We start from the raw sequence: 26,257 nt of genomic DNA on the forward strand, positions 1-26,257 counted from the left end.
CCGCGGCCGCTCTCAGCCGTAGACGATGCGGCGCAGCTGCCGGAGCGACAGCTCCGGAGCCGCCACGGCACGGTGCGGCAGTTCGGCCGCGATCCGCTCGAAGATCTCCGCGTTCACCGCGCCGCCGGACTGCAGCTCGCGGTGGCGGCGGCGGACGAACTCCTCCGTGGTCTCGTCGAAGTACGCGAGTACGTCCAGGACCACCCGGGCCGCCTCACCGCGCTGGAGCGCGGTGCTGCGCACCAGATGGTCGATGAGGTCGTCATGCGACGGGCGGCGGTCGAGCACCCGTAGATACTGGCGGCTCCGACCTGGGAAAGCAAAGATCCTGCCCGGAACCGGGCAGAATCTCTCAGGTCTGGACCAGCGGAATGCATCGATCCGGTCAGAATTGCCGCAAAACGGCCTGCTTGGCCGCCGCGAACTCCTCAGCCGTGAGGATGCCCGACTGGTGCAGGTCCCCGAGCTCGCGCAGGCGGCGCAGCAGGGCGTCGTGATCGGCGGCGGGGTCCCGCGGGTCCGGAGCGGTGAGCGCACCGGGTATCCCGGGTCCCGGTTCCCCGGCCAGGGCGGGGACGGCGTCGGCGGGGCCGGCCGGGCCGGCCGCCGGGTGCGGCAACCGCAGTGCCACGGCCGCCGCGACCAGCGCCATCAGCGGATCCTTCTTGAAGCCGAACAGTTCCACCGTGTGGGGGTCGTACTTGGGCGCCGGAGGCGAGGCCGTCGCGCCGGCCAGGATGAACCGGAGCCAGCCGTTCTCCAGCCCCATCGCCGGGAACCACTCCACGGAGCGCACCTCCGCGACCCGGAAGCCGCGCGGCCCGCCGGAGCTCTTGGCCTCCTCGGTCTTCCAGTTCCACTCAAGGGAGATCCGGTCCCCGTCGAAGGAGACCGTCCCGTCCCCCGCCCCGACCGTGAGGGGCACGGCGGGGCCCGGCAGCAGGTACGTATCGGACGGCCCGGTCTCCACCTGCTCCAGCAGCAGCGCGTTGCGGACCTCGTCGACGAAGTACTCCGCGACCCCGCCCCGGTCCGCCTCCACGGTGAGCCGGTACGGGTCCGAGGACTCCGGCAGCCGCCCGCCCGTCACCTGGAGCAGCGGGTCGCTGCCGTCACGCAGCCTCAGCCGCAGCCGGCCCGCCTTGCGCCCCGGTTCGAAGCTGATCCCGGCCACCGCCCGCAGGGGCACGGCCACTTCCCCGAGGGTCTGGCGCAGCAGGCCCACCCCCTTGTCCCGGCCCGGCACGATGCGCACCGTGTCGCCGTCGAACGTCCAAGTACCGTCCTTCTGGATGATTTCCGCCATCCAGGGATTCTCGCACCCCCCTCGGCGGGCGCCGGGGCCTATACCTGTGCGCATGAGAGTCCTGCGACGCACGCTCTGCACCCTCCTGGTCCTCAGCGCGGCCCCCGCCTTCCTGACCGGCTGCGCCACCGCCCGCGGCGACGACGCCAGATCCGGCGACGCCAGGCCCGGCGACGCGCGGCCCGCCGCTCTGGCGCCCTACGAACGGCTCCTGCCGGCGCCGGTCTCCGCCCGGGCCGAAGGCCCCGGCTACCTCTTCGGGGCCGGCACGGTCATCCGTACCGGCCCGGGATCGGGCGAGGAGGTCCGCCAGGTCGGCGAGCTCCTCGCGGAGCAGCTGCGCGGCCCGAGCGGGCTGCCGCTGCCCGTGGTCGACGGGGAGCAGGGGGACGGGATCCGGCTCCGGATCGACGAGGCGGCCGAGGGGGTGGGGAAGGAGGGCTACCGGCTGGAGTCCCGTCCGGACGGGATCACCCTGACCGCGCGGACACCGGCCGGGCTGTTCCACGCGGGGCAGACCCTGCGGCAGCTGGTGCCCGCCGCCGGGGCGGGGACGGTGCCGGGCGGGACCGTCACCGACGCGCCCCGATTCGCCTACCGGGGAGCGATGCTGGACATCGCGCGGCACTTCTTCACGGTGGAGCAGGTGAAGAGGTACGTCGACCAGCTAGCCCAGTACAAGATCAACACGCTGCACCTGCACCTGACCGACGACCAGGGCTGGCGCCTCGCGATCGACTCCTGGCCGCGGCTCGCGGAGTACGGGGGCGTCGGCGAGGTCGGCGGCGGACCGGGCGGGTACTGGACGAAGGACGACTACCGGGAACTCGTGGCGTACGCGGGCGAGCGGTACATGGACGTGGTCCCGGAGATCGACATGCCGGGGCACGTCAACGCCGCGCTCGCCTCGTACGCGGAGCTGAACTGCGACGGGAAGGCGCCCGAGCGCTACACCGGCACCAAGGTGGGCTTCAGCTCCCTGTGCGTCGGCAAGGAGCGGACCTACGAGTTCGTCGAGGACGTGCTCCGCGAAGTCGCGGAGCTGACACCGGGCCGCTACCTGCACATCGGCGGCGACGAGGCGCACGCGACGCCCGCGGCCGACTACGCGGCCTTCATGGACCGGGCGCAGGAGGTGGTGGGCCGGTACGGGAAGACGGTCGTGGCCTGGCACCAGCTGGCGGCGGCGCGCCCGGCGCCGGGGGCGGTGCTCCAGTACTGGGGACACGACCGGACGGCGGCCGCGGAGAAGGCGGCGGTGGCCGCCGCGGCGAAGGCGGGGCACCCGGTGATCCTGTCGCCGGCGGACCGGCTCTACCTGGACATGAAGTACGACGCCAAGACGGGGCCGGGCCTGTCGTGGGCCGGCTTCGTCCCGGTGCGCAAGGCCTACGACTGGAACCCCGGTTCCTATCTGGCCGACGTCCCCGAGTCCTCGGTCCTGGGCGTGGAGGCGCCGCTGTGGACGGAGACGATCGCGACGCGCGGCGACCTGGAGTACATGGCCTTCCCGAGGGTGCTGGGGCTGGCCGAGCTGGGCTGGTCCCCGGCGGGCGCGCTGGGCTGGGCGTCGTACCGGGAGCGGCTGGCGGCGCAGGGGCCGCGGCTGGACGCACAGGACGTCAACTTCCACCGGGCGGCGGACGTTCCCTGGGAGCAGGGGGCGCGCACGCGGAGCGGGTGAAGGCGCGGTTCACCAGAGGTGCTCGTAGAAACGCCTCCACAACGAGGGCCGGTCCCGGCAGACTTGGAGCGTCACCGGCGCAGACCGATGGATGTGGAGGCCCCCATGGCCGCGTTCGCAGCGCACATATGCGGAGAATGCGATCATCCGCGCGGTGTCCACGCCCGGTCCCTGGGGACCTGCCTCGGTGCGCCCGGCGGACTCGGAGTCTGCGGCTGCACGCGGTTCTGGTGGAAGGAAGAGCCGAAGGCGGCGCCAGGCGAGCGGTCGGGCGCGGACCCGGAGCCGGCGGACAGCGGGCGGTCCTGGTGGGAGAAGCAGCAGTCCGGGGGCGGCTGCGGCGGCTGCGGGGAGTGACCCGGGGCCTGCCATGACCGCCCCGAAGCGGCGCGGACGGGGGATGCCGGATGGCGCGGCGTGTCTGTGAAGAGGGCCGGACATGGCTTCACGGACACGCCGCCGGGGGGACGGGCGGGCCGCCGAGGGACCGTATCGACGGCCCCGCCCGCCCCCGGGTCACCGCCGGGCGAAGGGCGCGACGGGGTTCTTGAGGGTGCCGATCAGCTGGAGCGCGGCGGACGGGTCGGCGAGGTCGACCATCTGCTTGTTGTTCCGCAGCTGGAGGCGGTTGAGGCAGGAGAGCTGGAACTCCGGCGCGAACAGGTCGTACCGCTCGAAGCGGTCCGCGAGGGCCGGGACGGAGTCCTGGTAGTCGTGGGCGCAGTCCGCCACCGCCCGCCAGAAGGTCTGCTCCTCGCAGATGCCCTCCGAGACGAGGATCGAGCCCAGGAAGCGGAAGAAGCAGTCGAACACGTCCGTGAAGACGGACAGCAGCTTCATGTCCTCCGGGATGTCCGCCCGGACCCGCTCGACCGCGGGCGGCAGGACCGCGTCCGGGTCCATGACCACGATCTCCTCGGCGATGTCCTTGAAGATCGCCCGCTTCACCACGCCGCCCTCGATGACGAGGATCGTGTTCTCGCCGTGCGGCATGTACGCGAGGTCGTACTGGTAGAAGCAGTGCAGGAGGGGGACCAGGTAGGCCCGCAGGTAGTGGCGGAGCCACTCGGCGGGCGTCAGGCCCGATTCCTCGATCAGCGCGCCCACGAAGGACTTGCCGTCGGCGTCCACGTGGAGCAGCGAGGCCATGGTGGCGAGGCGCTCGTCCCCGCCCACGAAGTTCACCGGCGACTCGCGCCACAGCGCGGCGAGCATCTTGCGGTACGGGGAGTACCGGTCGGTGGCCCGCTCGTACTGGCGGTGGTGGTAGCCGATCGCCGCGCGTTCGCGGATGATCGAGAAGTCCACCGACTTCAGGACGGAGTCCGACTCGATCAGCTGGTGGAGCCAGTCGTTGATGGCCGGGGTGGCCTCCATGTACGCGGCCGACAGGCCGCGCATGAAGCCCATGTTCAGCACCGAGATCGCCGTCTTGACGTAGTGCTTCGTCGGCGTGGTGGTGTTGAAGAAGGTGCGGATCGACTGCTGCGCCAGGTACGCGTCCTCGCCCTCGCCCAGGAGCACCAGGCGACGGTTGGCGATCTCGGCGGCGAAGGTGACCGAGGTCTTGTTCCACCACTGCCAGGGGTGCACCGGCAGCAGGTGGTAGTCGGCCAGGTCCAGGCCGAGGGCGGCCAGCTTGGCGGCGAAGCCGGCCACGGCCACCTCGCCGAGCTCCTCGCGGACGAAGGAGTCGTGGTCCAGGCCCGCGCCCGCCGTGAAGGTGGAGACGTCCTTGCGCGCCGCCACCCACACCAGGTGGACCGGGCTCGCCGTCTCCGGGGCGTACGACAGGTACTCGTGCACGCCGAAGCCGAGGCGGCCGTTGTTCGCCACGAAGCAGGGGTGGCCCTCGGTCATGCCCGTCTCGATGTCCTGGAAGGAGGACTTCGCGAGGACGGCGGAGGAGACCTGCGGCTTGGTGTACTTGTAGCCCGCGCCGGCCAGGGTGGAGGAGATCTCCTCCAGGTAGACCGGCAGGACCTCCGGGCTCAGGCCCAGGGTCTCGCGCAGCTCGATGTGGAAGTCCAGGGCGTCCAGCTCCAGCTGCTCGCCGCCCCGGTGGCGGGTGACGGAGGCCTCGTCCACCGCCCAGTGGTCCAGGGCGTGCAGGGCGGCCGTGAAGCGGTACTCCACCGTGCCGTCGTCGCTGAGGACCGCGTACCGGTCATCGCCGAGCGGCTTCGGGGTGAGCAGGCGCTCGTGGGAGAACTCCGCGAGGGCCTTGCGGACCAGCGCGCGGTTGGCGCGGGCCCACAGCTGGGGGGAGAGGTGGGAGACGGCGTCGGCGAGGCTCATATGGAGACCCCCTGCGCGGCCGTGGCGGCCTCGAACTGCGCGCGGGTGCAGAAACTCAGCAGCGCTTCCTTCTCCGGCTTGCGGACCGGCCCGTCGGGCACGAAGCCGACCGCCGCGTTCAGGGCGTGCACCGCCGTGTTGCGTACGTCCGGCTCGACCACGACGCGCTCGGTCGCCGGGTCGGCGAACACGGCCGCCATGACGGTGGTGATGACCGCGCGGGTGAAGCCGTGCAGCGGCCGGTCGCTCGGCGCGACGAGGAAGTGCATCCCGACGTCCCCGGGCCGGGCGTCGTACAGACCGACCAGTTCCAGCTCGCTCGGGTCGTAGGTCTCCATGAGGAAGGCCGGGCGGCCCTCGTGGAGGCCGATGAAGGCGTCGTGGTGCTCGGCCGCGGCGATCTTCATGTACTCGCGCTCCACGTCCGGGAGCGAGGCGTCCTGCATCATCCAGAACGAGGCCTTGGGGTGGGTGACCCAGCCGTGGAGCAACCGCGCGTCGGCGAAGGGGTCCATGCGGCGGATGGAGAAGGTCCCGAGGGCCGCGTCGGTGCGCGTGTAGAGGGTCTCGGTGGTGGTGCTCATGCGTGCGTGCCTTCCGGGGCTGCGAACTGCTGGAACGCGATGGACTTCTCGACCTTGTAGTACTCGCGGCCGAGGAGCTCACCGATGATGTACGCGTTGCGGTACGCGGCCATGCCCAGGTCGGGCGAGGTGAGGGAGTGGTTGTGCGTCGTGCCGTTCTGGAGGAAGACCCCCCGGCCGGTGGTGTCGACGCTGTAGTTGCGCGCGGCGTCCAGCCGGCCGTGGCCGTCGAAGTTCAGCCGGTCGCGCACGGGGCTGAGGAACTCCGGGAAGCGGTACTTGTAGCCGGTGGCCAGGATCAGGCCCTCGGAGGTGAGGGAGAAGTCCCGCTCCTGCTCCTCCTGGCGCAGCCCCAGCGTGTAGGTGCCGGTGGTGGTGTCGTACGCCGTGCTGTTCAGCGAGGTGTTGGTCAGCAGGGTGGTGGTGACCGGGCCCGGCATGGTGATCTTCTTCTGGTAGAGCAGGTCGAAGATGGCGTTGATGAGATCGCCGTCGATGCCCTTGAAGAGGTTCTTCTGCTGGGTTTCCAGCCGGTAGCGGGTGTCCTCGGGCAGGGCGTGGAAGTAGTCCACGTACTCGGGGGAGGTCATCTCCAGCGTCAGCTTGGTGTACTCCAGCGGGAAGAACCGCGGTGAGCGGGTGACCCAGTTGAGCTGGTAGCCGTACACGTCGATCTCGGTGAGGAGGTCGTAGTAGATCTCGGCGGCGCTCTGCCCGGAGCCGACCAGGGTGATCGACTTCTTCTGCTGGAGCTCGGCCTTGTTCTGCACGTACGAGGAGTTGTGCAGGAAGTCGCCGCCCAGGTTGGCGCAGGCCTCGGGTACGAAGGGCGGGGTTCCGGTGCCCAGGACCAGGTGGCGGGCCCGGAAGGTCTCGCCCCCGGCGGTGTGGACCTCGTACAGCCCGGCCTGCTCGTCGTAGGTGACCTCGCTGACGGAGGTGGACCAGCGGACGTTGTCGAGGCGGTCGGCCGCCCAGCGGCAGTAGTCGTTGTACTCGGCCCGCAGCGGGTAGAAGTTCTCCCGGATGTAGAAGGAGTACAGCCGGCCCTGGTCCTTCAGGTAGTTCAGGAAGGAGAAGGGCGAGGTCGGGTCGGCGAGCGTGACGAGGTCCGACATGAACGGCGTCTGCAGGTGGGCGCCGTCCAGGAACATCCCGGCGTGCCACTCGAAGTGCGGCTTCGACTCGATGAAGAGGCCGTCGAGCTCGTCGATCGGCGCGGTCAGGCAGGCGAGTCCCAGGTTGAAGGGACCGAGACCGATACCGATGAAATCGAGGGGCCGGCGGGGTTCACGAGGCGTGGACAAGGGATTCTCCCAGGAACTGCTCGGCGTGAGCGGCGAGAAGGTCGAGGACGGCCGCGATGTCGGACGTCGTGGTCTGCGGGTTGAGGAGGGTGAACTTCAGGTACTGGTCGCCGTCCACCTTGGTGCCGGCGACGACGGCCTCACCGGAGGCGAACAGCGCCTTGCGGGCGTGCAGGTTGGCCTCGTCCACGAGGTCGCCCCGTACGTCGCCCTCCGGGACGTAGCGGAAGACGAGGGTGGAGATCTGCGGCTTGACGACGACCTCGAAGCGCGGATCGGCGTCGATGATCTCCCAGCCGGCGGCGGCCAGGTCCACGACCTCGTCGAAGAGGGAGCCGATGCCCTCGGCGCCCATGACGCGCAGGGTCATCCAGAGCTTGAGCGCGTCGAAGCGGCGCGTGGTCTGGATGGACTTGTCGACCTGGTTCGGGATCCGCTCCTGCGCCATGCGGCGCGGGTTGAGGTAGTCCGCGTGGTAGGTCGCGTGCTTGAGGGTGTCGCGGTCGCGGACCAGCATCGCGCTGGAACTGACCGGCTGGAAGAAGGACTTGTGGTAGTCGACCGTAACCGAGTCGGCCAGTTCGATGCCGTCGAGCAGGTGCCGGCGGGTGGGGGAGACCAGCAGTCCGCAGCCGTACGCGGCGTCAACGTGCATCCAGGCGCTGTACGCGGCGGCCAGGCCGGCGATCTCGGGGAGCGGGTCGATGGACCCGAAGTCGGTGGTGCCGGCGGTGGCCACGACGGCCATCGGGAAGAGGCCCTCGCGCTCGCAGTTCTCCAGTTCCAGGGCCAGTACGGAGGTGTCCATCCGGCGGTTGCGGTCGACGGGGACGGCGATGACGGCCTCGTAGCCCAGTCCGAGCATGGCGGCCGACTTCTTCACGCTGAAGTGGCTGGCCTCGGAGGTGAAGATGCGGAGCTTGGGGAGGACCTCGGACTTCGGCAGGGCGCGGTCGCTGTTCTTCATGACGATCCGGCAGGCCTCGTCACGCGCGAGCAGCAGCGCGTGGAAGTTGGACTGGCTGCCGCCGGAGGTGAAGATGCCGTCCGCGCCGGGGCCCAGGCCGATGCGCTGCGCGGTCCAGTCGATGAGGCGGCGCTCGATGAGCGTGCCGCCGATGGACTGGTCCCAGGTGTCCAGGGAGGAGTTGACGGCCGAGAGGATCGCCTCGCCGAGCACCGCCGGGATGACGACCGGGCAGTTGAGGTGCCCGAGGTAGCGCGGGTGGTGGAAGTACACCGCGTCGCGCAGGTAGACCTCTTCCAGCTCGTCGAGGACGGCGGCCGGGTCCTCCAGCGGCTTGTCCAGGTCGATCCCGGCGATGACCGGGGCGAGTTCGTCGACGGATATGCCGGTGTGCGGCCGTTCCGTGGTGGCGATCTTGGCGGCCACGCGTTCGACGCCCTCGGTGACGGAACGCCGGTAGAGGTCAGCGGTCGTCTCATTGAGCAGATGCGAACGCATCAACTTTCCTCCGGGCAGGGAAGAGCAGGGTGGGGAAGGGGGTGGGGAAGCAAGGTGGGCAAGCAGTGATTAGGTTAGCCTAACCTTACTAGTTGTCCAAATGCGGATGGGCCCCGGCGTGAAACCGGGGCCCATCCGTCAAAAACAGCGCTGAACAGCGCAGTTGGTGCTCCTCGGACTACAGCTCGGATGCGGGATCCTCGCTGGCGGCCTTGCCCGCGTACGCCTCGGCGAGCAGTTCCTCCTCGGTCGCACCCAGCCGCCAGTAGCCGGTGAAGCGCACCGCGCGGCGGTCGACGGAGCGCTCCTGTACGAAGTGGCGGCGCACCGCCCGGATCGTACCGGCCTCACCGGCGAGCCAGACGTACGGGGCTTCGGCGTCGACCGGCCCGGCCGTGCGCAGCGCGGTCAGCACCTGCTCCGTCCGCTCGCGGCCCGCGGTCTCGCGCACGATCCAGGTGATGTCCGCGTCGGCGGACGTCGACAGCGCGAGACGGTCGTCGGCGTGCGGGACCTCGAACCAGGCCCGGACCGGGGTGCCGGCGGGCAGCCGGTCCAGGATGGCGGCCGCGGCGGGCAGGGCGGTCTCGTCCGCGTACATCCAGATCGCGTCGGTGGCGGCCGGCGGCTGGAAGCGTACGGACTTGTTCTCCGCGACGGCCGGCCCGATCGCCAGGATCCGCCGGCCGGTGACGGCCTGCCCGGCCCAGCGCGATGCGGGGGACGCATCCCCGTGGAGGACGAAGTCGATGTCGAGCTCGTCCACGCCGCCGGCCGTACGGCGCTGCTCGCGCACGGTGTAGGAGCGCATCACCGGACGGTCCTCGTCCGGCATGGCCCGCCAGGCGCCGAACCAGGTGTCCTCGTTGGTGGAGGGGAGGAGGGTGTGCTCCTGGTGGGCGGGCGGCAGGAAGAGCGAGAGGCTCTGGTCGTAGCCGCCCGAGCGGAAGTCCGCGAGGGACTCACCGCCGAACGTGACGCGCAGGAACGAGTGCCCGAGACGGCGGGTGCGGAGCACTTCGAGCGCGAAAAAGCGGAAGTGGGCCACGGCCGGGGCGTCGGATGCGGTGACGGTCATGCGGAGAGTCCCCCCTGGGAATCGTTACGGCGCGTGCGGGCGCCGGAGTTCAGCTGACCTTCTTGGCGTTCTGGATGGCCTTCGCGAGGTCTTCCAGGATCAGCGCGCACTTGTCGTACGAGTAGATCGGCTCGGTAACGCGCGGGGTGATCTGGCCGGCCTTGACGGCGGGCAGCTCGGCCCAGGTCGGCTTCGCCTTCAGCTCCTGCGGCTGCAGGGTGCCGGTGCGGTTGTCGAGCAGGACCACATCGGCCTTGTACTTGCCGGCGTTCTCCCAGCTGAGGCTTTCGAAGAAGCCGCCCTCGTCCAGCTTCTCCGGGGTGACGAACTCGACGCCCAGGGACTCGAAGTACTTCAGGTCGGCCGAGGTCTTCGCGGTGGAGACGTAGAACAGCTCGGCGGAACCGGAGCCGACGAGCACCTTGATGCCCGGGTTGGCCTTGGTGGCCTCGCGCAGCTTCGCGGAGGCGGCCTCGAAGCGCGCCTTGGCGTCGACGGTGGTCTTGGCGTTCATGTCGGCGCCCAGGGACTTTGCGAGGTCCGCGGTGCGCGCCAGCGCCTTGTCGAGGGTGGCATCGCCGCCCACGGAGATGGCGGCGGCCGGGGCCAGCTTCAGGATCTTGTCCTTGGAGGCCTCCGGGACGTACCAGTACGTGCCGTCCCAGGTGTTGGTGACGAGCAGTTCGGGCTGGAGGGCCGCGTACTCCTCGACGTTGAACTCGTCGTAGACGTTGCCGAGGATCTTCACCTTGGAGACGTCCATCGAGCCGGCCTGGACGTCGGGCTTGCCGTCGGCGGTCGTGGTCGGGCCGAAAACGCCCTTGACCGGGATGCCGTAGTCGTACAGGGCGGCGGCCGTGCCCGTGAAGGCGACGATGTTCTTCGGGGTGGACTTGGCGGTGACGTCCTTGCCGAGGTCGTCCTTGAACGACCAGGGACCTGAGGCGGAAGCGCCCTTGTCCTTGCCCCCGTCGCCCTTCGCCGAGTCGGCGCCGCCGCAGGCGGTGAGCGCCGCCACGAGGCCGAGGGCGCCGCCGGCGGCTATCAGACCGCGGCGGGAGAGGAGGGTGGTTCGGGACTGGGGCATGGCGATGTCCGCTTTCGTGCGTGGGTGCAGGGCGGCCACGAGGCCGTTCGGAGGGAAGGTTAGCCTAACCTTGCCGAAAACGATAAGGGGCCCTAATGACGGAACGGTCACGCGCCGCCACATCGGATACCCCGGTTCGTTGGACCCGGGCATGGAGCAGCAAACCGCTTCGCCGCCCGAGCGAGCCGGATTCGCCCGGATGGCCGAGGAGTTCCGGCAGGTGTCCGACGCGCCGATCTACGACGCCGTCGAGCGCCAGTGGCTCGCCGAGGGGCGGGAGGTGCCTCGCCGTGCGGGCCTGGGGTGGGGTGGCCGGGGTCCGGTGAACACCGGGGACCTGTTCCACCGTGCCTGAACCACATCCTCACTCCTGCGCGTACAGCCGCTCGCGCAGGTACAGCAGGGCGGCGGTCTCCGCGACGGCGGCCAGCGTGGCCAGCAGCGTACGGATGCGGGCGTCGTCGCCCAGGGGGTGCGCGCAACGGATGCGGTCGACCCGCACCAATCACTCTCCGTGTGCGCATCCCGGCGCGCGCGGCAGTGCGCACTGGTGCGGCAGCGGGAGTGCACGACATCGCAGGCTCAGCCACACCTCACGCCTGGCCTTGATGCTGGCCTTGTCCACACGCACGGGGTGGCCGGGGCGTGAAAGAAAGGCCTCTTGACAGCTCGGGCGTGCGACTCGCCCGAGTGTCAGGAGGCCCTGCTGCCGCACTTTTACGGGGTTACGCCGCGGAGTTCAACTCGGGCGGCTGCTTCACCGTGTGGCTGCATCCGATCGGGTCCGCAGGGATCGGTCGGAGCAGGCCGTCGGCGCCGAGTGCAACGGACGCGGCTTCCTGTCCCGGCTCGCTCCTGGCCTGTGCGTTCCGGTCCGTGAGGGCCCTGGACCGGCTCCCGCATCGGCCGTTGGAGCCTCTTTCCACGTTGCGGCACACGGCCGCTCCCGGCGATCCCCTTGCGCGTCCTGTGGGGCGAGAGGCGGGTAGGGCCACCGGGAGCGGTCATCGCGTGCGGTCAGTGCTTGAAGTTGCCTACGGTGGTGTTGTCGTGTCCCGCGTTGAACAGGTCGTCGCCGGCGAACTGGAGCCAGTCGCCGAAGACGAAGGTGTACGAGGGGTCGCCGGTCGTGACGACCACGTCGGCGCTGGCCGCCGACGCACCGCCGAGGACGATCGCACCGGCGGCGAGGACGCAGAGCACAGAGCGCACAGAGCGCATGGTTTCACCTTTCGAGAGAACAAAGGGCACCTTGAAGCTAGAGGGAAGGCGTCCCGCTCTCACTGCGCCAAGCCGACGCCGACACAAGATCAAGCCGATTGGCGGAACCGGCCCTCATGGGCGGGGACGCGGCGCGGTACTTCCACCGTGGGCTTTCGCGGACCGGGTCACGCAACACCGCCCAGCGCGGGAGCCCATCTCGTTGCTGTGATCGCCGCATGGTCCATTCCGGGAGGCTCTGGGGGTGATCTGGTGGGAGATGCCGACCCGGGGGCTGTTCCGGCGGCAAGGGAGGCCGGGTCACCATTCGGCCTAACTTCTGTGACCGGCGGGAGGGTCGTGCTGTTGGAAGGGTGTCCATGCCGCATTCCCTGCGGCGGGTCCGGTTTTCAAGGAGATCTCGATGTCGCGTTTCGCAAAGTCGGTAGCCGTAACCCTCGCCGCTGGCGCTGTCATGGCCGGTAGCGCCGGCATGGCCGCCGCTGACGCCGTCGCCGAGGGCGCTGCCGTGGGCTCTCCCGGCGTGCTCTCCGGCAACGTCGTCCAGGTGCCCATTCACATTCCGGTCAACATCTGCGGCAACACCGTCAACATCGTCGGCGCTCTCAACCCGGCCTTCGGCAACACCTGCATCAACAACGGCGGCTTCAAGGACGGCCACCACAAGGCCGACCACAACGGCAAGTACTGACAGCAACACCGGTCGTGACGTCCTGCTGAGAGCAGGGTACCGACCGCAGATCCGCAAGCTTCAAAAACCAGCCGCAGGGCAACCGCCCTGAACAAAACGGCCTCCCCTCACCCTCCAGGGGAGGCCGTACCCATATCCGCCCGATGCCGGCACTGCACCACCGGCATCGGGCCGCAGACTGACCGATCAGGAGGGACAGCGGCTGCAGCAGATCGTGCGCCGGGGCAGCACGAGTTCGGTGCGTTATCGGCGCGCGATGATGCTGCTGACCTCGGCCGGCGGAAACCGCGTCCCGGTGATCGCCCAACTGGTCCAGGCGGACGAGGACACCGTCCGCGACGTGATCCACCGGTTCAACGAGATCGGCCTGGACTGCCTGGACCCTCAGTGGGCGGAGGCCGTCCCCGCCTGCTCAGCACTGACGACGAGGACTTCGTCATCCAGACGGCCACCACCCGCCCGGTCAAGCTCGGCCAGTCTTTCACCCGCTGGTCACTGCGCAAACTCGCCGCCTGCCTGCGCAAAGTCCACGGCCGGACCATACGCGTCGGCCGCGAGGCATTACGCCGCCTCCTCGCCCGCCGCGGTTTCACCTTCCAGCGGACCAAGACGTGGAAGGATGCTCCCGTTCCCGGCCGCGAGGCGAAAACTGGACCGGATCGAGGAGGTCCTGGACCGCTTCCCTGACCGGGCCTTCGCGTTCGACGAGTTCGGCCCCCTCGGAATCCGGCCCACCGCAGGCTCGGGCTGGGCCGGCCAGGGACACCCCAACTGGCTGCCGGCTACCTATCACAAGGAACGCGCCCGCATCCGCGGCGAGAAAGGCATCCGCTGGGGCGGACACCCTCTCAAAACCACAGCCTGACAAGCCCGGCGAACCAATGCGGTCACAGCACTAGCTCTCTCGGCCGGACGCCGAATGCATCGCAACCTTCTCCTGGCATCATCAGTTCAAGCGCCTCCGCAGGGAAGAAGCCGACGTGGCCGACTCTGCCGCGGCGCGCACCCGCCCGGGTGTCGACGCCGTCCACGGGCCCCGCTGACGCCGGCCGCCCGCCTCACATCGTTGTGACCCCCATTCAGTTGCACTGACCGGTGCAGCGGCAGCCGATTCATTCCTCGGTGCCCCGAGTGGTGAGGTGACGGAAGGCGGAGCGTCGTCGATGACGATCCCAAAATTCGACCTTACGGCCAAAGTTCGATGGTTCAGTCTATTTAAAGACATTTGATCATCTTTCAGAGTGTGCAGTGCGTCGCGCTTCCCTATGTTGAGGGTTGTCAGGCGGAGAACCTCTCCACCTGCACAAACCAAAGGACGTACATCATGCGCGCCATGCGCACCGCGCCCACTGCCCGGACCTTCCTGATCGCGGCGATCGCCGTAGTCGGCCTCACCGCCACTCCCGCCCTCGCCTCCACCCAGCCCGGCACGGGCAGCTTCCGGACTCACAACGCCGTCGGGGCCCCCGGCAGTAACGGCGCCAGCGGGGTGGGGATCCTCGGCGGTATCGGCGGCCTCGGTGGCACCGGTGGCGCCGCGGGTGCCAACGGCAACGGTGGCACCGGAGGCGGTGGTGGCAACGCCACCGGCATCGCAAGCGTCGGCGGTTCCGGGGGCGCCGGGGGCGCCGGCGGCGCCAACGGCAACGGCGGCAACGGCGGCTACGGTGGAGAGGCCAAGCTCGGCGGCACCGGCGGCAAGGGCGGCGTAGGCGGCGTCGGCGATGCCGGCGCCGGTATCGCCGGTGGCAAGGGCGGCAACGGCGGCGCCTCCATCGTGGGTGGCGGCCACACGGGCGGCAAGGGCGGCGCCGGTGGCGCGGCCAGCCCGGTATGCCCTGGCAAGCCCGGAGGCAACGGCACCGCCGCCACGATGTTCGCGGACGGTGCCACTGGCGCCACCGGCGCTGCCGGGAAGACCACGCTTCCCTGCTGAACACCTCCGGTGAGCGCGTCGCCGTGCCAGCCAGAAGCACCGACCCGGGACATCACACCATCGAGTGCGGGACCCGGGGGCAAGCGCCCGGCTGAGATATCTCCTCAGCCGGGCGCGCTCCGTCGTACGCGGCGGGACCATGACACTCACCGGCCACCAAGAGCCAGTGCCCCTGAGCTTCTCCGGCACCCTGACCCTCCCGCCTGCGGGCCACCCCCGGCCGCGCGGTGCGCCGGACCTCCCCCGGCCTCGCACACGGACCGGGGCAGGGGCGCGCCCCGCTGGAGGTGCGTCAGGCGGAGAAGCCCAGCTCGCGGGCGATGAGCATGCGCTGCACCTCGCTGGTGCCCTCGCCGATCTCCAGGATCTTGGAGTCCCGCCACATGCGCGCCACCGGGTACTCGTTCATGAATCCGTAGCCGCCGTGGATCTGGGTGGCCTCGCGGGCGTTGTCGACCGCCACCGTCGAGGAGTAGAGCTTCGCGATGGCCGCCTCCTTCTTGAACGGCTCCCCCTTCACGAGGCGGGAAGCCGCGTCACGCCAGCCGATGCGGGCCATGTGGGCGCGCATCTCCATGTCGGCCAGCTTGAACTGGATGGCCTGGTTGTCGCCGATCGGGCGGCCGAAGGCCTTGCGTTCCTTGGCGTACCTCACCGACTCGTCCACACAGCCCTGCGCCAGGCCGGTCGCCAGCGCGGAGATGGCGATGCGCCCCTCGTCCAGGATGCGCAGGAACTGCGCGTAGCCGCGGCCCTCTTCGCCGACGAGGTTCGCGAGGGGCACCCGTACGTCCTGGAAGGACAGCTCACGCGTGTCCGACGCATTCCAGCCAACCTTGGAGTACGGGGCGGCGACCGTGAAACCGGGAGTGCCGGACGGCACGATGATCGAGGAGATCTCGGGGCGTCCGTCCGCCTTGCGACCCGTCACCGCGGTCACCGTGACCAGCGCCGTGATGTCCGTACCGGAGTTGGTGATGAAGCACTTCGAGCCGTTGATCACCCACTCGTCGCCGTCCCGCACGGCGGTGGTGCGGGTGCCGCCCGCGTCACTGCCGCCGTCCGGCTCCGTCAGGCCGAAGGCGCCGAGGATCTCGCCGGAGCACATCTTCGGCAGCCACCGCCGCTTCTGCTCCTCGGTGCCGAACAGGTAGAGGGGCATGGCGCCGAGGGAGACCCCCGCCTCCAGGGTGATGGCCACCGAGGAGTCGACGCGGGCCAGCTCCTCCAGGGCGATGCCGAGGGCGAGGTAGTCGCCGCCCATGCCGCCGTACTCCTCCGGGAAGGGCAGGCCGAACAGGCCCATGCGGCCCATCTCGCGGACGATCTCGTACGGGAACTCGTGCCGCTCGTACAGGTCGCCGATCTTGGGCGCGATGACGTCGTGCGCGAACTCCTCGACGGTGCGGCGGAGTTCCTCGTGCTCGGGGGTGAGCCGGTGGTCGAGGGACATGTCTTCGTTACTCCTTGTGGGAGAGGGCGCGGACGGTACGGGAAGGGCTGGGGCGGCCCAGCTGTCCGGCCATCCACACGCTCGTGGCGGTGAGGGCGGCCAGATCGACCCCGGTCTCGATGCCGAGGCCCTGGAGCATCCACACCAGGTCCTCGGTGGCGAGATTGCCGGTGGCGCTCTTGGCGTACGGGCATCCGCCGAGGCCGCCCGCGGAGGCGTCGACCGTGCTCACGCCGTGCTGGAGCGCGGCGAGGGTGTTGGAGAGCGCCTGGCCGTAGGTGTCGTGGAAGTGCACGCCGATCCGGTCGGTCGCGACGCCCGCCCCGTTCAGGGCGGCGAGGAGGGACTGGACATGGCCGGGCGTGGCCACGCCGATGGTGTCGCCGAGGCTGAGCTCGTCGCAGCCGAGGTCCAGCAGGGCCTTCGCGACGGAGACCACCCGGTCGACGGGGACCGCGCCCTCCCAGGGGTCGCCGAAGCACATGGAGAGATAGCCGCGGACGTGAGCCCCTTGCTGCTTGGCCCGGGCCACGACGGGCTCGAACATGGCGAGGGACTCGGCGACGGTGCGGTTGAGGTTGCGGGCGGCGAAGGTCTCGGTGGCCGAGCCGAAGACGGCGATGCGGGTGGCCCCGAGGGCGAGGGCGCGCTCCAGCCCCCGCTCATTGGGCACGAGGACGGGCAGGCTGACCCCCGGCAGGTCCCGGACCTGCGGGAACAGCTGCTCGGCGTCCGCCAGTTGGGGAACCCACCGGGGGTGGACGAAGCTCGTGGCCTCGATCGTGGTCAGCCCGGCGGCGGCGAGGCGGCGGATGAACTCCGCCTTGACCTCGGTCGGGACGGCCGACTTCTCGTTCTGCAGCCCGTCGCGGGCGCCGACCTCGTGGATCCGGACGCGCGCGGGGAGCTCGGCGGCCGGTACGGTCATGGGCAGCCCGTTCATGCGCCTTCCTCCTTGGCGGGGGTGACCACGGCCAGGACCTGGTCCATGGCGACGGTGGCTCCGGGGAAGACGTCCAGCTCGGTGACGGTCCCGGCGTGGGGGGCGGAGATGACGTGCTCCATCTTCATCGCCTCCACCACGAGCAGGCTCTGACCCGCCGTCACTTCGTCCCCGACGGCCACCTTGACGACGGTGACGGTGCCCGGCATGGGGGCGGCCAGGGTGTCGGCCCCGGCGTGCGTCGAGCCCTCGGCGGCGACGGGGTCGTGGTGCTGGACGTGCCAGCTGTCGGCGTCCCGGCCGAGCCAGGCCCCCTCGGGAGAGGTGGCGTGACTGAACCGGTGGGTGACGCCGTCGAGTTCGATGGTGACGGTGTCGGTGGTGCGGGCCACGATCCGGGCTCGCGCCGGTGCGCCGGGGCTCTGCCCCAGACCCCGCGCCTCAAACGCCGGCGAGGCTGGATGTGCCGGTGCGCCGGGGCGCTGCTCCAGGCCCTGCGCCTCGGACGCCGGCGAGGCTGGATGTGCCTCGGCGGGATCGGAGACGAGCAGCTCGCAGTCCGTGCCCAGGGGGCGAGTGTGAACCTGTACCGGATCCCGGCCCGGGAGGCGGAAGTGGTGGACCGTCCAGGCCGGGGTCCCGCCGAGGCGCCAGCCGGTGGGTACACCGAAGGGGTCGACCCACCCGGCGCCGCTGGTGGAAGCACCCTCCGGGCGGCGCCCACCCGGCCCGTCCGGCGGAACCTCCGAGCCCGTCCGGCGGTTGAGGACCGGTGTCCCGGGCAGAACCCCGGGTCCCCGCGCCAGCAGGGCTGCCGCCGCGTAGACCTCGGCCGGCACCCCGTCCGGGAGCAGCGAGGGCAGGTCCCGCTCGACCAAGCCCGTGTCCAGGTCGCCGGAGACCACGTCCGGGTGGGCCAGCAAGCGACGCAGGAAACCGGCGTTGGTCTGGACACCGAGGATCACCGTGTCGGCCAGCGCACCGCGCAGCACCCGCAGGGCGGTGGCCCGGTCGGGTCCGTACGCGATCACCTTCGACAGCATCGGGTCGTACGAGGAACCCACCGGCACGCCCGCCAGCAGCCCCGAATCCGTACGCACCGCGCCGCCCGAGGGCTCCGACAGCGCGAGGACGGTCCCGCCGGACGGCAGGAACCCGCGCGCAGGGTCCTCCGCGCAGACGCGGGCCTCGATCGCGTGCCCGGTGAGCCGGACGCCGGACTGGTCGAAGCCGAGCGGTTCCCCGGCCGCCACCCGGAGCTGCTGCTCCACCAGGTCCAGGCCGGTGATGAGCTCCGTCACCGGGTGCTCCACCTGGAGCCGGGTGTTCATCTCCATGAAGTAGTAGGAGGACGGATCGCCGCCCGGGACGATGAACTCCACCGTGCCCGCGCCGACGTACCCGCACGAGCGGGCGGCCTCCACCGCAGCCGCGCCCATCGACGCCCGCAGCTCCGGCGTCAGCAGGACGCTCGGCGCCTCCTCGATCACCTTCTGGTGCCGGCGCTGGAGCGAGCACTCGCGCTCGCCGAGGTGCACCACGTTCCCGTGCGCGTCCGCCAGCACCTGGATCTCGATGTGCCGCGGCCGATCCACCCACCGCTCCACGAGCAGCGTGTCGTCCCCGAAGGAGGAGCGGGCCTCGCGCCGCGCCGCCGCGATCTCCTCGGCCAGCACGGCCGCGTCCCGCACGAGGCGCATGCCCTTGCCGCCGCCGCCCGCCGAGGGCTTCAGCAGGACCGGCATGCCGATCTTCTCGGCCGCCGAGGCCAGTTCGGCGTCCGTCAGGCCGCTGCCCGAGGAACCGGGAACGACCGGGACCCCGGCCGCCTTCACCGTCTCCTTGGCCCGGATCTTGTCGCCCATCAGGGAGATCGCGGAGGCGGGCGGCCCGATGAAGGCCAGGCCCGCCTCCGCGCACGCCGCGGCGAAGGCGGCGTTCTCCGCGAGGAACCCGTAGCCCGGGTGGACGGCCTCGGCCCCGGTGCGGCGGGCCGCGTCCAGGAGCCGTTCGACCGACAGGTAGCTCTCGGCGGCCGCCGCCGGGCCGATCCGGACGGCCGTGTCGGCCTCCCGTACATGGCGGGCGTCCGCGTCCGCGTCGCTGAAGACGGCCACGGGGCGGATGCCGAGCTGCCGCAGCGTGCGGATGACCCGTACCGCGATCTCGCCGCGGTTGGCGACCAGAACAGTGCTGAACATGGAAGAGGTCCTCACGTCACATACGGAAGATGCCGAAGCCCGAGTCGCCCAGCGGGGCGTTCGCGCACGCGGTCAGGGCCAGCCCCAGCACCTGCCGGGTCTCCAGCGGGTCGATGACCCCGTCGTCCCACAGCCGCGCCGTGGCGTAGTAGGCGTTGCCCTGTTCCTCGTACTGCGCGCGGACCGGGGCCTTGAAGGCCTCCTCGTCCTCGGCGGGCCACTCCTGGCCCGCGCCCTCGATCTGGTCCCGCTTGACCGTGGCGAGCACGGAGGCCGCCTGCTCCCCGCCCATGACGGAGATCTTGGCGTTAGGCCACATCCACAGGAACCGAGGCGAGTACGCCCGCCCGCACATCGAGTAGTTGCCCGCGCCGTACGAGCCGCCGACCACCACCGTCAGCTTGGGGACCCGGGTGCAGGCCACCGCCGTCACCATCTTGGCGCCGTGCTTGGCGATGCCGCCGGCCTCGTAGTCGCGGCCGACCATGAAGCCCGAGATGTTCTGGAGGAACAGCAGGGGGATGCCGCGCTGGTCGCACAACTCGATGAAGTGGGCGCCCTTCTGGGCGGATTCGGAGAAGAGGATGCCGTTGTTGGCGATGATCCCGACCGGGTGGCCGTGGATCCGGGCGAAGCCGGTGACCAGCGTCTGGCCGTACTCCGCCTTGAACTCCTGGAAGCGCGAGCCGTCCACCACCCGCGCGATGATCTCGCGGGAGTCGTAGGGGGTGCGGGAGTCGACGGGGACCGCGCCGTACAGCCCGTACGGGTCCACCTTGGGCTCTTCGGCGGCCTCGACCGACCAGGGCAGCGGCCCGCGTGCGGGCAGGGTCGCCACGATGTTCCGTACGATCCGCAGCGCGTGCGCGTCGTCCTCCGCGAGGTGGTCGGTCACCCCGGAGATCCGGGAGTGGACCTCGCCGCCGCCGAGCTCCTCGGCCGTGACGACCTCGCCGGTGGCCGCCTTCACCAGCGGCGGACCGCCCAGGAAGATGGTGCCCTGGCCCCGGACGATGACGGCCTCGTCGCTCATGGCCGGCACGTACGCCCCGCCCGCCGTGCAGGAGCCGAGGACCGCGGCGATCTGCGGGATGCCCGCCCCCGACATGCGCGCCTGGTTGTAGAAGATGCGGCCGAAGTGCTCGCGGTCGGGGAAGACCTCGTCCTGCATGGGCAGGAAGGCGCCGCCCGAGTCGACCAGGTAGAGGCAGGGGAGACGGTTCTCCAGGGCCACCTCCTGGGCGCGCAGGTGCTTCTTGACGGTCATCGGGTAGTACGTGCCGCCCTTGACCGTGGCGTCGTTCGCGACGATGACGCATTCGCGGCCGCTGACCCGGCCGATGCCCGCGATCACCCCGGCGGCCGGGGCCGCGCCCCCGTACATGCCCTCGGCGGCCAGCGGGGCCAGCTCCAGGAAGGGGGATCCGGGGTCGAGGAGGGTGTCCACGCGGTCGCGGGGCAGGAGCTTGCCGCGGGCGGTGTGGCGGGCGCGGGCCTTCTCGCCGCCGCCGAGCCGGGCCGCGGCGAGCCGGGCGCGCAGTCCCTCGGTCAGCTCGTGGTGGGCGGCCTCGTTGGTCCGCCAGGCCTCGGACGCCGGGTCCGCGGCGCTCGTCAGCACTGGTGCCTGCTGCATCGGTCGAGCTCCCTTGCTCGGTCCACTTGCTCGGTCCACGGTGTTAGTGGTCGTTAACGCGTGTGGGGCTTAGGTTAACGACCGCTAACGGCCCTGTCTAGAATGTATTCCCATGAGCACCAGAGCGGCCGCCCCCACCCGTCGCGAGCAGATCCTCAACGAGGCCGCTCGTCTCTTCGCCGCGCGCGGATTCCACGGCGTCGGCGTCGATGAGATAGGGGCCGCGGTGGGCATCAGCGGCCCCGGCCTGTACCGGCACTTCGCGGGCAAGGACGCCATGCTCGCCGAGCTCCTGGTCGGTATCAGTGAACGGCTGCTGAGCGGCGGCCGCCACCGGGTGGCGGAAGCGGTCGGCGACCCGGCCCGGGTCCTGTCCTCCCTCATCGACGGCCACATCGACTTCGCGCTCGACGACCGCGCGCTGATCACCCTGCACGACCGGGAGCTCGACCGCCTGCGGGACGCCGACCGCAAGCTCGTACGGCAGCTCCAGCGCCAGTACGTCGAGCTGTGGGTGGACGTCGTACGGGAACTGCACCCGGAGGTGGACGAGGCGGAGGTACGGGTGTCCGTGCACGCGGTCTTCGGGCTGCTGAACTCCACCCCCCACCTGGCGGCGCTGGGGCGGGAGGCGACGGAGTCGCTGCTGCGCAGGCTCGCGCACGGGGCGTTCGGGGCGCTGTCGGGGTGAGGTGGCCGCGGGGCAGGGGCGACCGCGAGCCGGGACGGAGCCGACGGCTCCGGCCGGGCGGCGGCACAATGGCCCCCATGCCGAAGCCGATAGAGACGCCCGTACCCTCCCGCGCCGAACTCATCGACCACCTGGTCCGCACGCGGATCGCGGGGCAGGTCGCCACACCGCGCGAGAACAACCTCGCCCACTACCGGAAGCTCGCCAACGGCGACCGCCACTACTGGCTCGGCCTGGAGCTGGGCGGCCGCTGGGCGGACGAGCAGGACGTGCTCGCCGTGATGGCGGAGCGGTGCGGGGTCGTGGACGACCCGGAGGTCCGGTACGGGCAGGACACCATCGACCCCGAACTGACCGTGGCCGGGCTGGACCGGATGGCGGCGCGGCTGCGGAAGGCGGCGCTGGACCGGCAGAGCGTGCTGCTGGCCACCGGGCATCCGGGCGGCCTGCTGGACGTCCACCGGGCCACGGCGCAGGCGCTGCGCGCGGCGGGCTGCGAGATCGTGGTGATCCCGCAGGGCCTGACGGCCGACGAGGGCTCGGTATGGCAGTTCGCGGACGTCGCCGTCCTGGAACGCGGCGCGACGCTGTGGCACACCCACTCGCCGGAGCCGATGGCCGCGATCCTGGACGGGCTCACGGCGGCCGGCCGCCCCCAGCCCGGCCTGGTCGTCGCCGACCACGGCTGGGCGGGCTGCGCGGCCCAGCGGGGACTGGACGCGGTGGGCTACGCGGACTGCAACGACCCGGCGCTCTTCCTGGGCGAGGCCGAAGGCACCCTCCAGGTGGCGGTCCCGCTCGACGACCACGTCCGCGACCCCCGGTACTACGACCCGCTGGTGGCCTACCTCCTGGACACGGCGGGCCTGCTGGACGCCGCCTAGCCCCGCGGGCGTTTGAGGTGCGGGTCCGGGCGGAGCCGCCGGGCTACGGACGCGGTACGCGGATGACGCCCTCCTGGATGACCGTCACGGCGAGGCGGCCGTCCTGGGTCCAGATGCGGGCCTGGCCCAGGCCCCGGCCGCCCGCCGCCGAGGGCGACTCCTGGTCGTACAGCAGCCACTCGTCCGCGCGGAACGGCCGGTGGAACCACATCGCGTGGTCCAGCGAGGCCCCCACCACGTCGCCCACCGCCCATCCGCCCCGCCCGTGCGCCAGCAGCACCGAGTCCAGCAGGGTCATGTCGGAGACGTAGGTGGCCAGGCAGGTGTGCAGCAGCGGATCGGCGCTGTCCAGCTTGCCCGCCGTACGGAACCACACCTGCGAGCGCGGCTCCACCGGCTCGCCGACGCTGCCCCAGGGCGGGGTCGTCGCGTACCGCAGGTCCACTGCGCCGCGCGCCTCGACCAGCCGCTCCACCGTGTCGGGGTCGCGGAAGACCTGCCGGTAGGCGGGCAGGGACTCGGCCGCGGTGGGCAGCGTCTCCGGGTCCGGGGCGGCGGGCATGGCGGCCTGGTGGTCCAGGCCCTCCTCGTACGTCTGGAACGACGCGGAGAGGTGGAAGACCGGCTGGCCGTGCTGGACGGCGACGACCCGCCGCGTGGTGAAGGAGCGTCCGTCGCGGATCCGGTCGACGCAGTACACGATGGGCGCGCCGGGGTCCCCGGCGCGCAGGAAGTACGAGTGCAGCGAGTGGGCGGTGCGGTCCTCGGGGACCGTACGCCCGGCCGCGACCAGCGCCTGCGCCGCGACCTGGCCGCCGAAGACGCGCGGTACCAGCGCCGAGCGGCTGGTACCGCGAAAGATGTTCTCCTCGATCCGCTCCAGGTCGAGCAGATCGAGGAGCGTCGTCAGTGCCTCGTTCATGGGGGAGGGAGAAGGCTTGGAGGCGCCTTGAATCCCTTACAGGCCCATGGACTTGGCGATGATGGACTTCATGACCTCGCTGGTGCCGCCGTAGATGCGGTTCACGCGGTTGTCGGCGTACAGGCGGGCGATCGGGTACTCGTTCATGTAGCCGTAGCCGCCGTGCAGCTGGAGGCACCGGTCGATGACGCGGTGGGCGACCTCGGTGCAGAACAGCTTCGCGGAGGCGGCCTCGGCGGCCGTCAGCTCCCCGGCGTCCAGGGCCTCCAGGGCGCGGTCGGCCACGGCCTCGGCGGCGTCCACCTCGGCCTGGCAGGCGGCCAGCTCGAACTTGGTGTTCTGGAAGTGGGCGACCGGCTTGCCGAAGACGGTGCGGTCCGTCACGTACTCCTGGGCGAACCGTATGGCGGCCTTGGCCTGCGCGTACGCGCCGAAGGCGATGCCCCAGCGCTCCGAGGGCAGGTTGGCGCCGAGGTAGTAGAAGCCCTTGTTCTCCTCGCCGAGCAGGTCCTCGACCGGAACCTTCACGTCGACGAACGCCAGCTCGGCGGTGTCCGAGGTGCGCAGGCCCAGCTTGTCCAGCTTGCGGCCGATGGAGTAGCCCTCGGACTTGGTGTCCACCGCGAACAGCGAGATGCCGAAGCGGCGGTCGTCCTCGCGCGGGGCGGAGGTACGGGCGCAGACGATCACCCGGTCGGCGTGCACACCGCCGGTGATGAAGGTCTTGGAGCCGTTGAGGACGTAGTGGGTGCCGTCCTCGGAGAGCTTCGCGGTGGTCTTCATGCCCGCGACGTCGGAGCCGGTGCCCGGCTCGGTCATCGCCAGGGCCCACATCTCCTCGCCGGAGACGAACTTCGGCAGGTACCGCTTCTTCTGCTCGTCGCTGCCGAGCATCTTCAGGTAGGGCAGGGCGAGCAGCACGTGCACGCCGGAGCCGCCGAAGTTCACGCCCGCGCGCGAGGTCTCCTCGTAGAGCACGGCCTCGAACTTGTGGGTGTCCAGGCCGGCGCCGCCGAACTCCTCGGGCACGTTGATGCCGAAGACGCCCAGCTCTCCGAGCTCGTGGTAGAAGTCACGGGGCGCCTGGCCGGCCTGGAACCACTCGTCGTAGACGGGGACGACCTCCGCCTCGATGAAGGCGCGAATGGTCTCGCGGAACGCCTCGTGGTCCTCGTTGAAAACGGTACGGCGCACGGCCGGTCCCCTCTGCGGCTAAACCGCGGCCCGCTCTCGCGGTCGTGGTTGCGCGCCGACGTGGTCGAAATGATGGCTGAGCTCTAAGCGCTTGCTCAGATTAAGTTACTGGCGGGTTGTCGCTCCTGTCCAGACTCCGCAGTGCGAACCACATCTCCATCCGCGTGTCCGGATCGTCCAGGTCCGCGCCCAGCAGGGCGGCCGTACGGGCGATGCGCTGGCGGACGGTGTTGCGGTGGACACTCAGGGTGGCGGCCGTGCGGTCCCAGCTGCCGTGGTGAGCCAGCCAGGCGCGCAGGGTGCTCCGCTGGACCGGGCTCAGCGGGGCGAGCACGGCTTCGGCGTGGGCGCGTGCCTCCGCCGGGTCGACGAGGGTGTCCAGGCCGCCGTCGGTGTGCCGGACCAGGGGGGTGCGGGCCGCCTCGGCGCGGTGCAGGGCCCGGGCGGCCTGCGCCGCGGCGGTCGCCAGCTCCACGGGCACCACCGGGGCGCTCACCCCGAGGCGCCATCCGGGCTGCGGGGCGGGCTCCCGGTCGGTGAGCAGGCGTACGCCGGGCCCGCGCGGGTCCATCAGTACGGTCCCCAGCGCGGCCGCGAGACTCTGCGGATCCCCGGAGCCGCGGGCGTGGACCACATGCCAGGGGCCGGATGCCAGTGCCGCCGCGGGGTCGCCGTCCAGGAGGAGCCGGGTCAGCGCGGCGGCCTCCGCCCCGGCCGGGCGGTGGGCGGTGAGCAGGCTCAGCAGCACGGCGGCCACGGAGGCGATCGTGTGGTCGCCGGGGGTCCGGGCCGGGGTGGCGAGGGCCAGTACGTGCCGGCCGCCGGCGGCGAAGGCGGCGAGGTGAGTGCCGGCCAGGGTGTCGGTGGCCGTCGCGGCGCCCCCGTGGGAGACGCGCCGCGCCAGCGCAGTGACGGCGGCCCGGACCTCCTCGGCCGGGCCGGCGGCGGGTACGGCCGAGGATTCGGCGGCGGGGGTGATGGGCGCGGCGCCGGCGGGAGTGGCCGCGGCGGCTGTGGCGGCAGGCGCCCCGGCGGCAGGTGTCCCCGCGGGCGGTGCCTCCGGGCCGCCGGGGGTCAGCAGCGCCGCCCAGCCGCCCAGGCTCGCCGCGAGGCGGGACAGCACGGCGGGGACCGGGTCGGGCCGGGCGGCCGCCGAGGCGAGGGCCTGCTGGGCCTCGGTGACCCGGCGCAGTTCGCGCGTCCGGGCCTCCGCCATCAGCCGCCAGACGGTACGGGCCACCGCGGTGAAGGGAGTGCCGGGCGGGACCTCCAGCAGCGGCAGCCCGTACCGGTCGCAGGCCTCGGCCAGGCCCGGCGGCGCCGCCTCGTGCACGGGGGCCACGCCGAAACCGAGCGCCGCCACCCCGGCCCGGGACAACCGCGCGACGTACGCCTCGGCATCGCTCAGCGCCGCCCCCGCCGTGAGCAGCAGCTCGCCGCCCAGCAGGTACGGGGACGGGTCCGCCATCTCGGAGGCGTGCACCCCGTGTACGTCGGCCTCGGCGGGCCCGGCCAGGTGGCGCAGGGCCAGCTCCCGGTCCGGGAGCAGCGCGCCGAGGGGGACCGGCGGGGTGGGCGGGGCCTCCATGGATACTCCGTACACATCAGAAGTGCTCGATGGATGAAACGTACACTTCGCGGCGCGCGGGCGCCGCCTTACGCTCGAAGGACCGCACCCG

The 26,257-nt window shown here is 71.3% G+C and carries 24 protein-coding genes and 1 pseudogene; 8 read left to right on the plus strand and 17 right to left on the minus strand.

Going from position 1 to position 26,257, the window contains the following annotated elements; translation table 11 throughout:
* Nucleotides 1-12: 12 nt before the first annotated feature.
* Complete coding sequence (locus ACWDX7_RS03290) at nucleotides 13-288, minus strand: hypothetical protein (protein ID WP_451488490.1); 276 nt, start codon at nucleotides 286-288, stop codon at nucleotides 13-15.
* 97 nt (nucleotides 289-385) lie between these two features.
* Nucleotides 386-1,306: a DUF4429 domain-containing protein gene (locus ACWDX7_RS03295; protein ID WP_451488489.1), complete on the minus strand. Its 921-nt coding sequence runs from the start codon at nucleotides 1,304-1,306 to the stop codon at nucleotides 386-388.
* A gap of 52 nt (nucleotides 1,307-1,358) precedes the next feature.
* Between ACWDX7_RS03295 and ACWDX7_RS03300 the strand changes: the two genes are divergently transcribed.
* Together ACWDX7_RS03300 and ACWDX7_RS03305 are read left to right on the plus strand one after the other, a co-directional pair.
* A complete protein-coding gene (locus ACWDX7_RS03300; RefSeq protein WP_451488488.1) occupies nucleotides 1,359-2,990 on the plus strand; it encodes a beta-N-acetylhexosaminidase in 1,632 nt (543 codons plus the stop codon).
* A gap of 105 nt (nucleotides 2,991-3,095) precedes the next feature.
* The gene (locus ACWDX7_RS03305; RefSeq protein ID WP_451488487.1) at nucleotides 3,096-3,347 is read left to right on the plus strand and encodes a hypothetical protein; all 252 of its coding nucleotides are present in this window, start codon (nucleotides 3,096-3,098) and stop codon (nucleotides 3,345-3,347) included.
* A gap of 159 nt (nucleotides 3,348-3,506) precedes the next feature.
* Here the strand turns inward: ACWDX7_RS03305 and ACWDX7_RS03310 are convergent, their stop codons facing one another.
* The 6 genes from ACWDX7_RS03310 to ACWDX7_RS03335 all read right to left on the minus strand — a co-directional run bounded on the left by ACWDX7_RS03310 (nucleotide 3,507) and on the right by ACWDX7_RS03335 (nucleotide 10,809).
* On the minus strand, nucleotides 3,507-5,288 hold the full coding sequence (locus ACWDX7_RS03310; protein WP_451488486.1) for an IucA/IucC family protein: 1,782 nt from the start codon (nucleotides 5,286-5,288) through the stop codon (nucleotides 3,507-3,509).
* Entirely contained in the window at nucleotides 5,285-5,872 is a 588-nt protein-coding gene (locus ACWDX7_RS03315) for a GNAT family N-acetyltransferase (protein WP_451488485.1), read from the minus strand. The genes ACWDX7_RS03310 and ACWDX7_RS03315 overlap by 4 nt, the downstream gene beginning before the upstream one ends.
* Entirely contained in the window at nucleotides 5,869-7,179 is a 1,311-nt protein-coding gene (locus ACWDX7_RS03320; RefSeq protein WP_451488484.1) for a lysine N(6)-hydroxylase/L-ornithine N(5)-oxygenase family protein, read from the minus strand. Before ACWDX7_RS03320 ends, ACWDX7_RS03315 begins: the two co-directional genes overlap by 4 nt.
* Nucleotides 7,163-8,644: a pyridoxal phosphate-dependent decarboxylase family protein gene (locus ACWDX7_RS03325; RefSeq protein WP_451488483.1), complete on the minus strand. Its 1,482-nt coding sequence runs from the start codon at nucleotides 8,642-8,644 to the stop codon at nucleotides 7,163-7,165. Before ACWDX7_RS03325 ends, ACWDX7_RS03320 begins: the two co-directional genes overlap by 17 nt.
* Nucleotides 8,645-8,822: 178 nt before the next feature.
* Nucleotides 8,823-9,722 carry a siderophore-interacting protein gene (locus tag ACWDX7_RS03330; protein WP_451488482.1) on the minus strand — a complete coding sequence of 300 codons (900 nt, stop codon included), beginning with the start codon at nucleotides 9,720-9,722 and terminating at the stop codon, nucleotides 8,823-8,825.
* A gap of 49 nt (nucleotides 9,723-9,771) precedes the next feature.
* Nucleotides 9,772-10,809 (minus strand): ABC transporter substrate-binding protein, encoded by a 1,038-nt coding sequence (locus ACWDX7_RS03335; RefSeq protein ID WP_451488481.1) that lies wholly within the window; start codon nucleotides 10,807-10,809, stop codon nucleotides 9,772-9,774.
* Between the two features lie 151 nt (nucleotides 10,810-10,960).
* On the opposite strand from ACWDX7_RS03335, the gene ACWDX7_RS03340 reads away from it, so the two are divergent.
* The gene (locus ACWDX7_RS03340; protein WP_451488480.1) at nucleotides 10,961-11,164 is read left to right on the plus strand and encodes a hypothetical protein; all 204 of its coding nucleotides are present in this window, start codon (nucleotides 10,961-10,963) and stop codon (nucleotides 11,162-11,164) included.
* A 9-nt stretch (nucleotides 11,165-11,173) separates the two neighbouring features.
* Here ACWDX7_RS03340 and ACWDX7_RS03345 read toward each other — a convergent pair whose 3' ends face one another.
* A complete protein-coding gene (locus ACWDX7_RS03345) occupies nucleotides 11,174-11,311 on the minus strand; it encodes a hypothetical protein (RefSeq protein WP_451488479.1) in 138 nt (45 codons plus the stop codon).
* Nucleotides 11,312-11,826: 515 nt separating this feature from the next.
* Nucleotides 11,827-12,030 (minus strand): hypothetical protein, encoded by a 204-nt coding sequence (locus ACWDX7_RS03350; RefSeq protein ID WP_451488478.1) that lies wholly within the window; start codon nucleotides 12,028-12,030, stop codon nucleotides 11,827-11,829.
* Nucleotides 12,031-12,433: 403 nt separating this feature from the next.
* Here ACWDX7_RS03350 and ACWDX7_RS03355 point away from each other — a divergent pair, with 403 nt between their 5' ends.
* The 3 genes and pseudogenes from ACWDX7_RS03355 (at nucleotide 12,434) to ACWDX7_RS03365 (ending at nucleotide 14,657) form a co-directional block, all read left to right on the plus strand.
* Nucleotides 12,434-12,721: a chaplin gene (locus tag ACWDX7_RS03355; RefSeq protein ID WP_451488477.1), complete on the plus strand. Its 288-nt coding sequence runs from the start codon at nucleotides 12,434-12,436 to the stop codon at nucleotides 12,719-12,721.
* Nucleotides 12,722-12,899: 178 nt separating this feature from the next.
* Nucleotides 12,900-13,517, plus strand: a pseudogene (locus ACWDX7_RS03360) (helix-turn-helix domain-containing protein); the annotation flags it as partial.
* Between the two features lie 528 nt (nucleotides 13,518-14,045).
* Complete coding sequence (locus tag ACWDX7_RS03365) at nucleotides 14,046-14,657, plus strand: hypothetical protein (RefSeq protein ID WP_451488476.1); 612 nt, start codon at nucleotides 14,046-14,048, stop codon at nucleotides 14,655-14,657.
* A gap of 292 nt (nucleotides 14,658-14,949) precedes the next feature.
* Here the strand turns inward: ACWDX7_RS03365 and ACWDX7_RS03370 are convergent, their stop codons facing one another.
* The 4 genes from ACWDX7_RS03370 to ACWDX7_RS03385 are packed head-to-tail and all read right to left on the minus strand — an operon-like array spanning nucleotide 14,950 to nucleotide 20,887.
* Nucleotides 14,950-16,110: an acyl-CoA dehydrogenase family protein gene (locus ACWDX7_RS03370; protein ID WP_451488475.1), complete on the minus strand. Its 1,161-nt coding sequence runs from the start codon at nucleotides 16,108-16,110 to the stop codon at nucleotides 14,950-14,952.
* Between the two features lie 7 nt (nucleotides 16,111-16,117).
* Nucleotides 16,118-17,053 (minus strand): hydroxymethylglutaryl-CoA lyase, encoded by a 936-nt coding sequence (locus ACWDX7_RS03375; protein ID WP_451488474.1) that lies wholly within the window; start codon nucleotides 17,051-17,053, stop codon nucleotides 16,118-16,120.
* The gene (locus tag ACWDX7_RS03380) at nucleotides 17,050-19,254 is read right to left on the minus strand and encodes an ATP-binding protein (RefSeq protein WP_451488473.1); all 2,205 of its coding nucleotides are present in this window, start codon (nucleotides 19,252-19,254) and stop codon (nucleotides 17,050-17,052) included. Before ACWDX7_RS03380 ends, ACWDX7_RS03375 begins: the two co-directional genes overlap by 4 nt.
* A gap of 16 nt (nucleotides 19,255-19,270) precedes the next feature.
* Nucleotides 19,271-20,887, minus strand: coding sequence for a carboxyl transferase domain-containing protein (locus ACWDX7_RS03385; RefSeq protein WP_451488472.1), 1,617 nt, complete (start codon nucleotides 20,885-20,887; stop codon nucleotides 19,271-19,273).
* A 112-nt stretch (nucleotides 20,888-20,999) separates the two neighbouring features.
* On the opposite strand from ACWDX7_RS03385, the gene ACWDX7_RS03390 reads away from it, so the two are divergent.
* The gene (locus tag ACWDX7_RS03390) at nucleotides 21,000-21,578 is read left to right on the plus strand and encodes an SACE_7040 family transcriptional regulator (protein WP_451488471.1); all 579 of its coding nucleotides are present in this window, start codon (nucleotides 21,000-21,002) and stop codon (nucleotides 21,576-21,578) included.
* Between the two features lie 77 nt (nucleotides 21,579-21,655).
* Nucleotides 21,656-22,462: a phosphatase gene (locus tag ACWDX7_RS03395; RefSeq protein WP_451488470.1), complete on the plus strand. Its 807-nt coding sequence runs from the start codon at nucleotides 21,656-21,658 to the stop codon at nucleotides 22,460-22,462.
* 43 nt (nucleotides 22,463-22,505) lie between these two features.
* On the opposite strand, the gene tesB is transcribed toward ACWDX7_RS03395, so the two are convergent.
* From tesB to ACWDX7_RS03410, 3 genes are all read right to left on the minus strand, one after another.
* Entirely contained in the window at nucleotides 22,506-23,384 is an 879-nt protein-coding gene (gene tesB / locus ACWDX7_RS03400; RefSeq protein WP_451488469.1) for an acyl-CoA thioesterase II, read from the minus strand.
* A 36-nt stretch (nucleotides 23,385-23,420) separates the two neighbouring features.
* Nucleotides 23,421-24,578 carry an acyl-CoA dehydrogenase family protein gene (locus ACWDX7_RS03405; RefSeq protein WP_451488468.1) on the minus strand — a complete coding sequence of 386 codons (1,158 nt, stop codon included), beginning with the start codon at nucleotides 24,576-24,578 and terminating at the stop codon, nucleotides 23,421-23,423.
* Nucleotides 24,579-24,678: 100 nt separating this feature from the next.
* The gene (locus ACWDX7_RS03410) at nucleotides 24,679-26,166 is read right to left on the minus strand and encodes a PucR family transcriptional regulator (protein WP_451488467.1); all 1,488 of its coding nucleotides are present in this window, start codon (nucleotides 26,164-26,166) and stop codon (nucleotides 24,679-24,681) included.
* Nucleotides 26,167-26,257 lie beyond the last annotated feature (91 nt).

This window comes from Streptomyces sp. NPDC003034, from assembly GCF_053591375.1.

Bases quoted from the DNA above. Each gene is read 5' to 3' on its own strand.
- ACWDX7_RS03295 (WP_451488489.1), bottom strand. From the start codon at position 1,306: ATGGCGGAAATCATCCAGAAGGACGGTACTTGGACGTTCGACGGCGAC.
- ACWDX7_RS03300 (WP_451488488.1), top strand. From the start codon at position 1,359: ATGAGAGTCCTGCGACGCACGCTCTGCACCCTCCTGGTCCTCAGCGCG.
- ACWDX7_RS03305 (WP_451488487.1), top strand. From the start codon at position 3,096: ATGGCCGCGTTCGCAGCGCACATATGCGGAGAATGCGATCATCCGCGC.
- ACWDX7_RS03310 (WP_451488486.1), bottom strand. From the start codon at position 5,288: ATGAGCCTCGCCGACGCCGTCTCCCACCTCTCCCCCCAGCTGTGGGCC.
- ACWDX7_RS03315 (WP_451488485.1), bottom strand. From the start codon at position 5,872: ATGAGCACCACCACCGAGACCCTCTACACGCGCACCGACGCGGCCCTC.
- ACWDX7_RS03325 (WP_451488483.1), bottom strand. From the start codon at position 8,644: ATGCGTTCGCATCTGCTCAATGAGACGACCGCTGACCTCTACCGGCGT.
- ACWDX7_RS03330 (WP_451488482.1), bottom strand. From the start codon at position 9,722: ATGACCGTCACCGCATCCGACGCCCCGGCCGTGGCCCACTTCCGCTTT.
- ACWDX7_RS03335 (WP_451488481.1), bottom strand. From the start codon at position 10,809: ATGCCCCAGTCCCGAACCACCCTCCTCTCCCGCCGCGGTCTGATAGCC.
- ACWDX7_RS03340 (WP_451488480.1), top strand. From the start codon at position 10,961: ATGGAGCAGCAAACCGCTTCGCCGCCCGAGCGAGCCGGATTCGCCCGG.
- ACWDX7_RS03350 (WP_451488478.1), bottom strand. From the start codon at position 12,030: ATGCGCTCTGTGCGCTCTGTGCTCTGCGTCCTCGCCGCCGGTGCGATC.
- ACWDX7_RS03355 (WP_451488477.1), top strand. From the start codon at position 12,434: ATGTCGCGTTTCGCAAAGTCGGTAGCCGTAACCCTCGCCGCTGGCGCT.
- ACWDX7_RS03365 (WP_451488476.1), top strand. From the start codon at position 14,046: ATGCGCGCCATGCGCACCGCGCCCACTGCCCGGACCTTCCTGATCGCG.
- ACWDX7_RS03370 (WP_451488475.1), bottom strand. From the start codon at position 16,110: ATGTCCCTCGACCACCGGCTCACCCCCGAGCACGAGGAACTCCGCCGC.
- ACWDX7_RS03375 (WP_451488474.1), bottom strand. From the start codon at position 17,053: ATGAACGGGCTGCCCATGACCGTACCGGCCGCCGAGCTCCCCGCGCGC.
- ACWDX7_RS03380 (WP_451488473.1), bottom strand. From the start codon at position 19,254: ATGTTCAGCACTGTTCTGGTCGCCAACCGCGGCGAGATCGCGGTACGG.
- ACWDX7_RS03385 (WP_451488472.1), bottom strand. From the start codon at position 20,887: ATGCAGCAGGCACCAGTGCTGACGAGCGCCGCGGACCCGGCGTCCGAG.
- ACWDX7_RS03390 (WP_451488471.1), top strand. From the start codon at position 21,000: ATGAGCACCAGAGCGGCCGCCCCCACCCGTCGCGAGCAGATCCTCAAC.
- ACWDX7_RS03395 (WP_451488470.1), top strand. From the start codon at position 21,656: ATGCCGAAGCCGATAGAGACGCCCGTACCCTCCCGCGCCGAACTCATC.
- tesB (WP_451488469.1), bottom strand. From the start codon at position 23,384: ATGAACGAGGCACTGACGACGCTCCTCGATCTGCTCGACCTGGAGCGG.
- ACWDX7_RS03410 (WP_451488467.1), bottom strand. From the start codon at position 26,166: ATGGAGGCCCCGCCCACCCCGCCGGTCCCCCTCGGCGCGCTGCTCCCG.